General features: G+C 45.6%; 11 protein-coding genes. 1 reads left to right on the forward strand and 10 read right to left on the reverse strand.

Annotated features, from left to right (window positions below):
* Positions 1-334: 334 nt before the first annotated feature.
* Complete coding sequence (pnpS, locus tag ACE4RR_RS17075) at positions 335-2095, reverse strand: two-component system histidine kinase PnpS (protein WP_375536652.1); 1761 nt, start codon at positions 2093-2095, stop codon at positions 335-337.
* Positions 2092-2805, reverse strand: a complete 714-nt coding sequence (locus ACE4RR_RS17080) for a response regulator transcription factor (RefSeq protein WP_375536653.1) — start codon at positions 2803-2805, stop codon at positions 2092-2094. Before ACE4RR_RS17080 ends, pnpS begins: the two co-directional genes overlap by 4 nt.
* 305 nt (positions 2806-3110) lie before the next feature.
* Between ACE4RR_RS17080 and ACE4RR_RS17085 the strand changes: the two genes are divergently transcribed.
* Positions 3111-5555, forward strand: coding sequence for a S8 family serine peptidase (locus tag ACE4RR_RS17085; protein ID WP_375536654.1), 2445 nt, complete (start codon positions 3111-3113; stop codon positions 5553-5555).
* Between the two features lie 47 nt (positions 5556-5602).
* Here ACE4RR_RS17085 and mdh read toward each other — a convergent pair whose 3' ends face one another.
* The 8 genes from mdh to accA form a co-directional block, all read right to left on the reverse strand.
* Positions 5603-6547, reverse strand: coding sequence for a malate dehydrogenase (mdh, locus tag ACE4RR_RS17090; protein WP_375536655.1), 945 nt, complete (start codon positions 6545-6547; stop codon positions 5603-5605).
* Between the two features lie 44 nt (positions 6548-6591).
* Positions 6592-7863, reverse strand: a complete 1272-nt coding sequence (gene icd, locus ACE4RR_RS17095) for an NADP-dependent isocitrate dehydrogenase (RefSeq protein ID WP_375536656.1) — start codon at positions 7861-7863, stop codon at positions 6592-6594.
* Between the two features lie 93 nt (positions 7864-7956).
* Positions 7957-9072: a citrate synthase gene (citZ, locus tag ACE4RR_RS17100; RefSeq protein WP_375536657.1), complete on the reverse strand. Its 1116-nt coding sequence runs from the start codon at positions 9070-9072 to the stop codon at positions 7957-7959.
* Positions 9073-9403: 331 nt separating this feature from the next.
* Positions 9404-9895 (reverse strand): DUF441 domain-containing protein, encoded by a 492-nt coding sequence (locus ACE4RR_RS17105; RefSeq protein WP_375536658.1) that lies wholly within the window; start codon positions 9893-9895, stop codon positions 9404-9406.
* A 63-nt stretch (positions 9896-9958) separates the two neighbouring features.
* Complete coding sequence (locus tag ACE4RR_RS17110) at positions 9959-10354, reverse strand: FxsA family protein (RefSeq protein ID WP_375536659.1); 396 nt, start codon at positions 10352-10354, stop codon at positions 9959-9961.
* Positions 10355-10721: 367 nt separating this feature from the next.
* Positions 10722-12476 (reverse strand): pyruvate kinase, encoded by a 1755-nt coding sequence (gene pyk / locus ACE4RR_RS17115; protein WP_375536660.1) that lies wholly within the window; start codon positions 12474-12476, stop codon positions 10722-10724.
* 275 nt (positions 12477-12751) lie between these two features.
* A complete protein-coding gene (gene pfkA / locus ACE4RR_RS17120; protein ID WP_375536661.1) occupies positions 12752-13711 on the reverse strand; it encodes a 6-phosphofructokinase in 960 nt (319 codons plus the stop codon).
* 260 nt (positions 13712-13971) lie between these two features.
* Positions 13972-14955 carry an acetyl-CoA carboxylase carboxyl transferase subunit alpha gene (accA, locus tag ACE4RR_RS17125; protein WP_375536662.1) on the reverse strand — a complete coding sequence of 328 codons (984 nt, stop codon included), beginning with the start codon at positions 14953-14955 and terminating at the stop codon, positions 13972-13974.
* Position 14956: the final 1 nt, after the last annotated feature.

Raw genomic sequence — 14956 nt, forward strand, 5'->3', positions numbered from 1 at the left:
TTACTTTCCAGTAAATTTTTCAATTTATTTTCAAAAATTAGCAGATCATATTAGCTCTTCAAGGAGACAGCGCTTTTGTTCAGTAGAAACTGCTTTGCTTCGGTGGATATCTTTCATCCGTCCTCACAGACAGCACTATCTCTAATAATAATAGAAAAGACGAAAGCCAAGGGGGGGCTTTCGTCTAAAAAAGGGGATGCCATTTACCTGCATGACCGATTGAAGGGATGAGTCGAAAAACGAGTCATACAGGAAAATGAAACCATTCACTTACTAAGCATACAGAAAGTTCGTAAAGTTGTAGTTGAGAAGATGTAAAGGTTTTGTAAACTAGCTAGTCTTTCTTTTTTTCCGCAGGGAAGAAAATTTTAAATGTAGTTCCTTTATCCTTTTCGCTCTCAACATCGATATGGCCTTGATGCGCTTCAACCAGGTGCTTTACGATGGCAAGACCGAGCCCTGTACCACCGGAGTTACGGCTTCTGGCTTTATCCACGCGGTAGAAGCGCTCGAATATCCGCGGCCATTCGTCTTTGCTGATGCCGATACCAGTATCCGCCACCACCAGCTTGACCATATCCGTTTCTTTTGTAATCGTTACATTGATCCTGCCGCCGGCCGGCGTATACACAATGGCATTGTTGATCAAATTAATCATTATCTGTTTGAATCGGGCCGTATCACCAGGCATGACCAGTCCCTGCGGATAGTCTGCAAGCAGGGAAATCTCTTTTTCCTCAGCTTTTGGATACAACAGCTCTATAACCTCATAAACAGCTTTATCTACTTTGACATCCTGCCAGTTTAAGTGAAAATACTCCTGCTCAATTCGGGACAGCTCCAGTAAATCACTGATTAAATCCTGCAGCCGGTCGCTTTCCTTCCAAATAATATCAAGAAATTGTTTTCTCGCATCCGGGTCTTCCATCGCCCCGTCTAGCAGCGTTTCGGTGAAACCTTTTAACGACGTCACTGGTGTTTTCAATTCATGGGATACATTGGCTACGAAATCCTTGCGGACCTGCTCTAGTTTTTTTAACTCCGTAATATCATGCAGAACAAGCACGATACCGCGCAGCTTTTCTTTATCTCCTATGATGGGCGCGCCATATACCTCGTACTGATGAACCTGAAGCTTTGCATTCATCTGCATCTGCCTGCGCACTTTAGCTTCGGTTAAAAATACCTCCTGAATCAGCTTAACGAGCGTTTTATCCTCAATCACTTCATGATACAGCTCGTTCAGCCACTTGTCTGTATCTGTGTCAAAGATGCTGTTGCAGTATTGATTGACAAGAGTTATGTCCCCCCGGTCATTAATAAAAATAAGTCCGCTGCCCATATTGTCGATCAATGCCTCGAGCCTTTCCTGCTGAGTCTTGTAGCGGGAAGTGATTTGATCTAAATTATATGCCAGTACATTGATGGATCTGGTGAGCTGTCCGATTTCATCCTTGGTGCCTGCATAAGTTCTTGCCTTAAAGTTTCCCCTGGCAAGTTCATTGGCTACATCAGTGACCTGGCCTATCGGCTGTGTGAGCTGGTTGGCAATCCGGTAGCTTAAAAATAAGATTAATATAAAAGCGATAGAAAAGCTGATGCCGACGAATAACCAGATCTGCTTATTGATATTATCTATCCGTTCGACAGGCAGAGCAAGCCGCAGATGCCCTTCTTCCGCTTCTCCGTATGTAAAAGGGTAGGCAAAATATAACAGCTCTGATTGCACCGTTTCACTAAAACGAATATTTGTGCCTCCGTTGTCTTCTGCTTCCGTGATTTCAGGACGGTCGCCGTGGTTCTCAAGTTCGTCAGGGCTGAGTTCTGTTTCTGCCTGGACCTCCCCGTTCTGATCAATAATCGTTACACGGACATCAAGCCGGTCTTTGATTCCTTCTGAAAATGACTGCCATTCCTCAGCGGGGATATCCTCCAGTGCATACGCAGACAGAGCTGCCTCTTTTCCAAGCCTGTCTTCAAGCTGATCCACATAAAAGCCTTTGACGAGCTGTCCAATTATCAGACCTAAAGAAGCCAGTACAAACAGACTGGCTGCCATCAGACCGAAGATCAGTCTCGTTCGGAATCTTTTCATAGTCCGGCGGGCTCCTCAAATTTATAGCCGAGCCCGCGTACTGTTTTTATATAAACAGGCTTCTTTGTGTTAGGTTCGATCTTTTCACGCAGGTGACTGATATGAACGTCAACTATCCTCGTGTCTCCCACGAACTCATAATTCCACACAGCATTTAACAGCTGATCTCTTGTTAGCACCCTTCCTTTATTATTGGCAAGGTACAACAGCAGTTCAAATTCCTTTGGTGTTAATTCGAGCTGCGATTCGTTCACATACACTTCATAATTGTCCGGATAGATCGTGAGTCTTGCAATCTTGATCCGGTCGCCTGCTTTCTCTGCTTCTGCAGCTTCCGGAGCATACTCAAGCCTTCTTAAAATTGCACGCACTCTCGCAACAAGCTCTCTGGGGCTGAACGGTTTCGTCATATAATCATCGGCCCCAAGCTCGAGCCCGAGCACTTTATCAAATTCATCATCTTTGGCTGTCAGCATGAGAATGGGAACTTTAATTTTTTCCTGTCTTATTTGTCTGCACACCTCAAGCCCGTCAATTTCAGGGAGCATCAAATCCAGAACCACAAGATCATACGTATTACTTTTCACCTTCTCCATCGCGGTTCTCCCGTTCATCGCTTTATCAACGGTATAACCGGACTGTTCCAAATTATAAGAAATAAGCGTTACAATTGACTCTTCATCGTCTACAACTAGAAGCCTTTGCGACATATTCATCCTCCATCTCGCACCAGCTCCCCAAATACTGGTGACATGCTTTGTTAAATGGTGTGTGTTTCCATCCCTTTTTATTCTATCTTACTATACAGCAGTTCTAACCTCCAATCCAAACTACCTTTGTTAAAATATTACATTTGTCTTATGTAAATCATCAAATTACCAGAAAATAATTTCGACTCCCTAAATAATAGGTCTATCCTCTCGACAGATACCCTTCAAATGTAACAAGGAAAAATCTACTAATATGCCGTAATTTTACAATATGTGTTTAAATCTTTCAGGAAAGAGGTTGAAAAATGGAAAAAGATCTTAGAAATGCTAAACGCACTATTGCTGGAGCACTCCTGTCTTTTGTTGTTTTTTCCGCAGGAGCCGGAGGAATTGAAGCTGCGCCCTCCCAGCCTGAGCAAAAGAGCAGCGTGGAAGATGAAATGGCGGTGCTGAAAGGTGAACATGATTTAAACTCTAAGGAACGGACAAGAGTCATTGTAGAAATTGATGAGCCATCCTTAGTTGAAGCCAGGCAGACCGGACAGCCGTCGTCACGTGAGCAGATTAAGAACAGCCGTGATCAAGTGAGTGCTGATGTTCTGGAACGCTTAGAGGACGGCGAGGTGGACCGGGAGTATGATTACGTATTTTCAGGTTTTTCCCTTGAATTAGAAGGAGAAGATATCCTTTCCATTCTCTCTGTGGATGGTGTCAAGGCCGTATATCCGAATGCCCAGTATGAAACGGATCAAATCGGAGAGACCACAGAGTTGGATGCTGAAGAGTTCCACCCGCTCATGGCGGATAGTGCTCCATACATAGGTGCTGATGAAGCCTGGGAGGCCGGCTACACTGGAGAGGGAATCACCGTAGCAGTAATTGATACCGGTGTTGATTATACTCATCCGGATCTCGAGCACGCTTTTGGCAGCTATAAAGGCTATGATTTTGTAGATGAAGATTCTGATCCGCAGGAAACTCAACCGGGAGAAAACCCGGGAGATGAAACGAATCACGGCTCCCATGTCGCCGGAACAATTGCTGCAAACGGGAATATTAAAGGGATAGCTCCTGATGCAGATCTTCTTGGCTACAGGGTGCTCGGTCCCGGAGGAAGCGGCACTACAGAAGATGTTCTTGCCGGAATTGAACAGGCGGTGGAAGACGGAGCAGATATTATGAACCTATCGCTTGGTAATACATTAAATGACCCTGATTATGCCACGAGTACCGCACTAGACTGGGCAATGGAAGAGGGAGTCGTTGCCGTCACCTCCAATGGCAATGCCGGAGACAGTGAATGGACTGTTGGTTCACCAGGAACCTCAAGAGATGCAATTTCTGTAGGAGCTTCGCAGCTTCCGTATAACGAATTTGATACTGAACTTGATTTAGGAAGCGTGTCGTTCCCTGATGCTGAAATCTTAGGTTTTCCTTCTGAAGATGAACTGCTTGAACTCGAAGGAGAAACGAGAGAAGTAGTATTTGCAGGTCTTGGCAGCGAAGAGGAATTTCAGGAGATCGATGCAGAGGGAAAAATTGCTCTCATGGAGCGGGGCGAGCTTGCTTTTGTAGATAAAGCCATTAATGCCGAAGCAGCCGGGGCCGATGGAGCGATCATTTATAACAATGTAAGCGGACCGATTCCTTTTTATATTCCAGGAATGGCGGTGCCCACCTGGAAGCTGGATGACATTTCAGGAAGGGACCTGGCCGAGGCTGTAGAAGATGGCGATAACGAGGTAACGATCAGCCTGGCTGAGGCCGGGAAGGTCGGAGAAACGATTGCTGATTTCTCCTCGCGAGGACCGGTCATGGATACCTGGATGATTAAGCCAGACGTTTCAGCACCAGGCGTCGATATTACCAGCACTGTACCGACCTATAATGAAGAAGAACCTCATGGCTATGCGTCCATGCAGGGGACAAGTATGGCTTCCCCTCATGTGGCCGGGGCTGCTGCTGTGCTGCTCGAAAAACACTCAGATTGGGAAGTAGAAGAAGTGAAAGGGGCTTTAATGAACACAGCTGAACGACTGAACGATCCAGAGGGCAATGATTATCCTCACAACGCCCAGGGAGCAGGCAGTATCCGCCTGCCGGAGGCACTTGATACAGAAACGATTGCTGTACCAGGAAGCCACTCATTTGGCACGTTTCTAAAAGATAACGGCAGACAGGTCGAACGGCAGCATTTCTCTATTCAAAACGAGTCAGGGGAAAGAAAAGATTACGACCTGGATGTAACCTTTGACGGAAATCCAGATGGTATTTCCGTATCTACAAGCAAAAACACAAAAATTAATCCCGGCCAGACGAAAAAAGTAAACATGAACGTGAAGGTTACTGCCTCAAAGCTTGATCCAGGCTATCATGAAGGTATGATCACTCTCACAGATGACGAGGAAGAGATTGAAATTCCAACGATATTATTCGTACAGGAGCCTGATTATCCACGAGTTTCGGATTTTCAGATTGATTTAATGGAGGATGGTACGTTCCTGATGGATGTTTATACTCCAGGAGGAGCAGAAACGGCGGAAATTGTTCTTTATGAGAGCGACCTTCTGGAATTCCAGGGAGTAGTTGCTTCCCGCCAGAATCTTGATCCAGGCTATCACTCCTTTACCTGGGACGGCCTGCTTGAAGGAGAGCCGCTCGCTCCGGGGGAATACCACCTATTTGCATTCGCAGAAAAAAGCGGACAGGTAGATAATATGTACGGCGGAAGCTTCACTGTTAGTGAATAAAAAAAGTCCCGGGTCCTATACAGGATACCGGGACTTTCTCTCATTAATTAATCGTTAGGCAGTGCCTTCATAACATTTCTTACAGAATCAATTGATTTTGAAAGCTCTGCTTTTTCATCATCGGTAAGATCAAGCTCGATAATTTTCTCAATACCGTTTCCGCCCAGTACGGTCGGAACGCCGAGATACATATCTTCTTCGCCATATTCACCTTCAAGATAAGCGATCGATGGCAGAATTCTTTTCTTGTCCTTTAAGATTGCTTCCACCATCTGCGTCAGAGAAGCGGCCGGCGCATAGTAAGCACTACCGTTACCAAGCAGGCCGACGATTTCACCGCCGCCTTTACGTGTGCGTTCTACAATTGCATCAATGCGGTCCTGTGAGAGCAGCTTAGTCAGCGGCACACCACCAGCGTTGGAGTAGCGGATCAGTGGCACCATGTCGTCTCCGTGTCCACCGAGTACGAATCCTTGAATGTCTTCCACTGAAAAGCCAAGCTCCTGCGCAACGAAAGTACGGAAGCGGGCAGTGTCAAGAACTCCGGATTGTCCAATAACCCGGTTTTTCGGAAGACCTGACTCTTTATAAACCGTATACGTCATCGCATCTGCAGGGTTGGTAAGCACAATGATCGTGCAATCGGGTGAGTTTTTCACAACTTCTCTCGTAACAGATTTCATAATCTTAGCATTGGTATTTACGAGATCATCCCGGCTCATGCCCGGCTTTCTTGCGATTCCGGCTGTTATTACTACCACATCCGACCCAGCTGTGTCTGCATAGTCGGCCGTGCCTTTTACATTGACGTCTGCTCCTGTGACTGGTGTCGATTCAAGCATATCAAGTGCTTTACCTTTTGTAGGACCTTCCATATCTGGAATATCTACAAGCACAACATCGCCGAGTTCCTTTTGAGCTACCATAAGTGCGGTTGTAGCACCGGTGAACCCGGAGCCGATAACTGATACTTTTCTGCGTGTAATGGCCATTGTAATATCCTCCTCTGAAAATTCGCTTTCCTTGTGGCTTATTATTATGACATGTTCTTAATCAGTTCGTCACCAAACTCTGAACACTTCACTTCTTTAGCACCATCCATCAGGCGGGCGAAGTCATACGTAACCACCTTGCTTCCGATTGTTTTATCCATGGAAGTCAAAACTAGATCCGCTGCTTCATTCCAGCCAAGATGACGAAGCATTAATTCACCAGAAAGGATAACAGATGATGGATTTACTTTATCTAGACCTGCATACTTCGGAGCTGTGCCGTGTGTCGCTTCAAAGATGGCATGTCCTGTTTCATAATTGATGTTTGCACCAGGAGCAATCCCGATGCCGCCGACCTGTGCAGCCAGTGCGTCAGAAACATAGTCTCCGTTCAGGTTCATTGTAGCTACTACATCAAATTCCTTTGGACGAGTCAGAATCTGCTGCAGGAAAATGTCAGCGATCGCATCTTTTATGATGATTTTACCTTCATCTTCTGCTTTTTGCTGAGCAGCGTTTGCCGCATCTTTTCCTTCTTTTTCTACGATTTCATCATACTTGGACCACGTAAATACCTTATCCCCGTATTCACGTTCCGCCAGAGCATAACCCCAGTTTTTAAAGGAGCCTTCAGTATATTTCATGATATTGCCTTTGTGTACGAGCGTTACACTTTTACGGCCTTCTTCAAGAGCGTAATCTATAGAAGCACGTACGAGTCGTTCTGTACCCTCTTTAGAAACAGGCTTAATGCCGATTCCGGAAGTTTCCGGGAAACGGATATTCGACGTACCCATTTCGTTCTGCAGAAAGTCAATTACTTTTTTCACTTCTGCTGAGCCTTCCTGATACTCAATACCAGCGTAAATATCCTCTGTATTTTCACGGAAAATAACCATGTTTACATCTTCCGGACGTTTTACAGGAGATGGAACACCAGTAAAGTGGCGGACAGGCCGCAGGCATGTGAATAAATCAAGTTTCTGGCGCAGTGCCACATTCAATGAGCGGATACCGCCGCCGATAGGGGTAGTGAGCGGCCCTTTAATTGCGATTAAATATTCTCGGATGGCATCAAGGGATTCTTCGGGAAGCCATTCACCGGCATTGTTGTAAGCTTTTTCACCGACGAGGATTTCTTTCCAGTGAATCTTTTTCTTGCCATCGTATGCTTTATCAACGGCTGCATCGATAACCTTTGACGCAGCTGCCCAAATATCCGGACCGATACCGTCCCCTTCAATATAAGGGATTACCGGCTCATCCGGTACGTTTAATACACCACTGTTTGTCGTAATCTTTTCTCCATTTGCCATGTTAATAAAGACCTCCTCTATATTTTTACATTGAAAAGGGAAGGCCCAGCCTCTGCCGGACCTTATTCCCTTGTAATCACCTAATCAGAAATTTTATCGATTTTCCAGCGGAATATAGTCCTGCTTGCCAGGTCCCACGTAATCTGCACGCGGACGAATCAAGCGGTTGTCGTTGTACTGCTCGAGAATGTGAGCAAGCCAGCCCGACATTCGGCTCACTGCAAAAATCGGTGTAAATAGATCATGGTCTAATCCGAGACTGTGATATACAGAAGCGGAATAAAAATCGACGTTTGGCGGAAGCTTTTTCTCGCCAGTTACCATCTCTTCGATTTTAATAGACATGTCATACCACTTTGTTTCACCGGTAATATCCGTAAGCCTGCGGGACATTTCACGCAGATGCTTGGCGCGTGGATCCCCCTGCTTATATACCCGGTGTCCAAATCCCATAATCTTTTCTTTATTATCAAGAGTCCTGCGAATGTACGGCTCTACGTTATCCACTTCGCCGATGTCAGAGAGCATGCTCATGACACGTTCATTTGCCCCGCCGTGCAGTGGTCCTTTTAATGCTCCGATCGCTGCTGTCACGCCGGAATAAATATCAGACAGCGTGGCAACACAGACACGCGCGGTAAAGGTAGAAGCGTTTAACTCATGGTCGGCATGCAGAACGAGAGCTTTGTTAAAAGCTGTTTCGGAAATCTCATCCGGCTCTTCTCCATTCAGCATGTATAAAAAGTTTGCAGCAAAGCTCAGATCTTTCTTTGGAGCTACCTGTTTCTGGCCTTTACGGATGCGGCTGAAACCGGTAACGATTGCCGGAATCTTCGCTTGAAGACGGACAGCCTTACGTTTATTGGCTTCTTCTGACATTTCATCCGCTTCGCTGTCATAAAGCCCAAGCTGAGAAATAGCTGTTCGTACAGCAGCCATAGGATGAATATCTTCGATCGAATACGCTTTCATGTAGTCGAAGATCTCATCAGGAACTGCCATGTTTTCTGCCAGATCTGCAGTCAGCTCTTCCAGCTCACTTTTATTAGGCAGACGGCCGTTCCACAGTAGATAAATAACTTCTTCAAAAGAAGCATTTTCTGCTAAATCGTCGATATTATAGCCCTGATAAGTTAAAACATCATCAATGATTGAACTAACGCTGGATGTTGTTGCGACAACACCTTCAAGACCACGAGTTGTGCTCATTACAACCTCTCCTTTTACCGAAAAATATAACGTTTTTCCACTTCAGAAAAACCAGTTCAACCTCCACGCCGCAGTCACATGGCAAATCAACAATCACAAGGTAACTGGACCAGTCGGTCTGTTCGTGACATGGATGTACATTCCCTGAATGAAAACAGGGTAATCTTGATTTTATACTGCTTCATAAAAAGCTATGTAGAAAGAGTCATGGAACCATCTACCATTATAAACATTTTTATTTCTTTTGTGAACGCAGTGCATGAAATAAATTTTTCACGCCAGTCTGACAAGTAATGGGAGAATTAATCAGCTGCAGCGTGATACTTTGTTATCAGCCGCCGGCAGTAAACCATTCGCCTGCTTTCATAAAGACATATACTACACCTGCAGCGATCAAGGGACCGACTGCTACGCCATTGAACAATGCCACAGCTAGTATAGTGCCGATTACGAGGGCTGCAGTAATATGAGGGTCATTCTGCATAACTTCAACCCCACCTTTTGCAATCAGAGCTACAATAATACCGGCTGCAAGAGCAACCCATGCATAGGAGGACTTTACTGCTTCACCCAACTGTTTAAAACCAATTTCACCGGTTGCTATCGGAACAAGCACGGCGATGGTTAAAATAGTAATCGCAATATTTATTCCTTTTGCCTGCATAAAGGGAAATAGTTTGTCCCCAAGCCCCAGCCATTTTAAGGCGAGTAAAATTACAATCGCGACGATAAGGGACTGGTTCTTTCCAATAACTCCGATCGCAAGCAATACGAGTAAAAACATAGTTGCCTGCGACATCACCATGCGTTCATCCTTCCACATAGACTTCGTTTTTATCCTACCATAAAGCGAGGTATTCTGTCATGTTCCCTCACATAGAACTGCTCATCTGCGGCGGGAAATTACAACATTCCCGTTTTTTACGAGCCGTTCAAATATTTTCTGAAAGAGACCTTTCATCGTAGCCCTCGTATAAGGGATAATTAAAATAAAGCCTAAAAGATCTGTCAAAAACCCGGGGGTGAGGAGCAGGACCCCTCCAACCAGGATGCAGATGCCGTCCAGTACTAAACCTGAAGGAACTTCTCCGTTCTGCATCTGAAGCTGAGCGGTACGCAGCACCTGCGTTCCCTCCCGCTTTGCCAGCCAAGCTCCGATCAGCCCAGTAGTTATAATCAGCAGCACAGTCGGGATCACACCGAGAGAATTTCCAGCTAATACTAATATCCCTACTTCGAGAGCTGGAACAATAATAAGCAATAATACAAGCAGTTTTCCCAAAATACTACCTCCCTGCTTTGAAAAGTATCGCCTTCAAAAAGGTTAATTTTTTAAAGTATAAAAAGACATAAGTGTCTTCAGTGATAAACCGCTACTTACAGTGTACCCTGTGAAAGACACATCAACCAGCATCTGAACTTATCCGGGGGGAGATTTCGTGTACGAAATGGTTTGCTTTTCAGCAGGCGTTGCTCCCTGCAGGATCCCACTATAAGACATAGTTCTTTTGCATGATTACATACAACCTTACTTTTAAACAGTCTTTCATTCCACATTAGTACTTTCTTAATATTTCCGACATTCATTCAACCAGAAGAAAAAACTGCCCCGACGCAGCGGGGCAGTATAGTGTTAAAAAACGTTTCTATTACAGAACACTGGCATGGCCGCGGTACAAGTCGCCTCTGGTCCCGTCGACCGTTATTTCTTCTCCGTCTTCAAATAAATCAATAGCACGCTGCACACCTACTATGACAGGAATGCCGAGATTCAAACCAACTACGGCAGCGTGAGAGGTCAGTCCACCTTCTTCTGTTACCACTGCGGAAGCTTTTTCAAACGCAGGCATCATATCTTTATCTGTACTGTACGTAACTAAGATCATTCCATCCTGCATGCGGTCGTTTGCATCCTGGGCATTGCGGGCCACAACAACCTTACCACTTGCCGTTTTTCTTCCAATTCCCTGCCCTTTTCCTATCACTTCTCCAATTACATGAACTTTCATAATGTTCGTAGTGCCGGATTCACCGACAGGGACACCGGCAGTAATGACAACGAGGTCCCCGTGTTTCACAAAATCAGTTTTCAGCGATTCCCGCACTGTGCTGTCGAGCATTTCATCCGTGGAAGCTGCGGCTACTCCCAGCATTGGGGTCACGCCCCAGACAAGCGCGAGTCTGCGGAATACTTTTTCGTTGCTTGTTACGGCAATAATTGGGGACTCCGGACGGTATTTGGATACAATTTTGGCTGTATGGCCGCTTTCGGTCGCAGACAAGATCGCTGCTGCATTAAGGTTATATGCCGTGTGGGAGACTGACTGACTGATAGAGTTCGTAATAGAGCGTCTGCTTTCCTTCGTACGCTGACTCAATATATCTTCATATTTCAAGGCGGTTTCTGCCTTGAGCGCAATATTGCTCATTGTTTTTACCGACTCTTCCGGGTAGTCACCAGCTGCTGTTTCTCCGGAAAGCATAATCGCATCTGTGCCGTCGAAGATCGCGTTAGCCACGTCGCTGGCTTCAGCTCTTGTAGGGCGGGGATTGCGCTGCATCGAATCAAGCATCTGAGTGGCTGTAATAACTGGCTTTGCAAGAGTATTGCATTTTTTAATAAGATTCTTTTGCACGAGCGGTACTTCTTCCGGCGGAATTTCAACACCTAAATCCCCGCGGGCTACCATCAGCCCGTCTGATACCTCTAAAATTTCATCAATGTTGTCTATACCTTCCTGGTTCTCGATTTTCGGGATGATTTGAATGTCCCCGGCGTTGTGCTTTTCTAAAAGCTCTCTAATCTCGAGTACATCTGACGCTCTTCTTACAAAGGAGGCAGCGATAAAATCTACTTCCTGTTGAATACCAAACTTAATATCGGCAGCGTCCTTCTCGGTAATACCCGGCAGATTCACACTGACATTGGGAAGGTTCACGCCTTTTTTATTTTTCAGTTCTCCATTGTTCAGAACCTTCGTACGCAGATCTCTTCCCATGACTTTGAGAACTTCTAACTCAATCAGACCGTCATCCAAAAGAATTTTTTTACCCGGTGCCATATCGTCCGCCAGATTCGGATATGTAACAGAAATTTTTTCTGTGGTTCCTTCTACTTCCTCTCCGGAAACAATTAATTCCTGCCCCTTCTCAAGCTGAAGCGCTCCATCTTTCATGGAGTGAGTCCTGATTTCCGGTCCTTTTGTATCGAGTAAAATAGCAACGTTTTTATCGAGCCGCTTCGATGTTTCACGGATGGTGTCAATGCGTGCTTTATGTTCGGCAAAATCACCGTGGGAAAAATTAAGTCTCGCTACGTTCATTCCTGCATGCATTAAATTTTCAAGCATTTCATTTGATTCACTTGCAGGCCCTATCGTACAAACAATTTTTGTTTTTCTCATTTTGGTCCTCCTCATTACTCAATAAGCTTGTATTATTGTATCATAAGTCAAAATTTACGCCCTGTCCTGCCGGGCAGCAGCGATGGCCTGGTTCTCCAGCCACTGGTTCCGTTATTTTCTCCAAACAGGTCGGTTTTATGGGCTTTGCCGGACAGGAGTTCCGTTAATGGGCAAAAGGAGAGTCAAATTCTTCACCTTTTCCACAAATAGCGTACCTCATGTCCGCACCGCATTCAGTCCGCGGAACTAATATTGCGCCAACCTTCATAAAGAGCTTAAATAGACAGTTCCTGCGAGAGAACATACATATCCCGGTCAATCTCATGCTTTTCTGAGAGTGCTTCTGTAATAGCTTTATGGATGACTTTATTATTTCGGATGCCGACCATTCTTCCCTGTTCCCCATCGATCAACAGCTCCACCGCTTTAGCACCGAGACGGCTTGCAAGCACTCTGTCAAAGCCTGTCGGTGATCCACCCCGCTGAATATGTCCCAGGACAGTCACTCGGGTTTCAAGATTCGTCGCCTCTTTAATTTTCTCTCCAAATTCAGGGCCGCTCCCGACTCCCTCTGCTACGATGATAATGCTGTGCTTTTTCCCACGGTCGTGACCGCGCTTCAAACGCTTGAAGATACTCTCCATGTCATATTGCTCTTCCGGGATGACAATTGTTTCTGCCCCGTCTGCCAGACCTGCCCAAAGTGCCAGGTCTCCGGCGTTTCTTCCCATCACTTCGATGACGTAGGTCCTTTCATGGGAGGTAGCCGTGTCACGGATTTTGTCAATGGCGTTAATTACAGTGTTAAGGGCGGTATCAAACCCGATAGTATAATCCGTCCCTGGAATATCATTATCTATCGTACCCGGGACCCCGATTGTAGGAAACCCTAAATCGGTCAGCTTTTCGGCTCCCCGGAAAGAGCCGTCTCCGCCAATAACAACCAGCCCTTCAATGCCTAACGCATTCAATTGATTGACCGCTTCCTGACGTCCTTCCGGTGTCTTGAACTCTTCACATCGCGCCGTGTACAGCTTCGTACCTCCGCGGTGGATAATATCGCCTACATCCCCGATTTCCAGCTTTTCAATATCGCCGCTGATCAAACCGGCATAACCATATTTCACTCCGTATACTTCAAGTCCGTGAAAAATTGCTTTTCTTACCACGGCTCTGATTGCTGCATTCATGCCGGGCGAATCCCCGCCGCTCGTTAAAACACCAATTCGTTTCATGATTCGTACACTCCTTTATTATCCAATTGAAAATCATATTATATAAACCGCACTGCGGGTGCTCTCGTCGTTGTCCACTCATATTATACCGGAATACACACAAAGATAAATCATTGAATAGGTTCTCCAAACATTAATGAGGCCTTTTTTATTCTATCGTCCGCTTTTTTTGGAACCATTACTTCTTTTATCCAATGTGCTCGGCTTTTTAATGATCCACTACAAAAAGAAATAGTGCCTTCCTGTTAAGTCAGAAAGCACTAAGGTTGTGTCACATCATTGAGAGCGTTTACATCAGTAAATTCTCCGATTTTCTTGTATTTTTCATAACGATGCTCTACAAGTTCCTCTGGGGACAAACCATTCAGCTCCGCCAGAGAAGCGTCCAGTATTTTATCGATTGAAGCTGCCTGTGCTTCAACATCCCGGTGAGCTCCCCCACGGACCTCTGAAATCATTGTCTCGATAATGCCGAGTTCTTTTAAGTCAGGAGCAGTAATTTTCATATTTTCAGCTGCTCGTTTTGCCTGCCCCGAATCCTTCCATAGCAGAGCTGCTGCACCTTCCGGTGAGATAACGGAATACGTAGAATTTTCAAGCATATGAATATGATTTCCTATTCCCAATGCAAGCGCTCCGCCGCTGCCGCCTTCCCCAATAACGATACATACCACAGGAACTCGCAGGCCGGCCATTTCGAAAAGGTTTCTCGCAATCGCCTCACTCTGGCCGCGTTCTTCCGCTGCCTTTCCTGGATAGGCTCCTTTTGTATCTATAAAACAGACAATCGGGCGCTTGAATTTTTCTGCCTGCTTCATCAGCCTCAGTGCTTTCCGGTACCCCTCAGGATGAGGCATGCCAAAGTTGCGCTGCAGGTTTTCCTTTGTATCTTTGCCGCGCTGATGTCCGATTACGGTAACCGGCCTGCCTTTGTAATAAGCGATGCCGCCGACAATCGCTTCGTCATCTCCATATAGCCTGTCTCCATGCATCTCCAGAAAGCTTGTAAACAAGTACTCAATATAATCGAGCGTTGTGGGACGTTCTGCATGCCTTGCGATCTGCACACGCTGCCAGGGCATTAGGTTTCCGTATATATCATTTTCAAGCTGTTCAAGACGTTCTTCTAAATGACTGATTTCATCCGTTAAATCAATATCTTTTTCTTCCGTAAATGTCTTAAGCTCTGAAATTTTTTCTCTTAATTCCACTACTGGCTTTTCAAATGGAAGATAACTTTGCACA

The organism is Alteribacillus sp. HJP-4 (assembly GCF_042139015.1).
GTDB lineage: Bacteria > Bacillota > Bacilli > Bacillales > Marinococcaceae > JBHIKY01.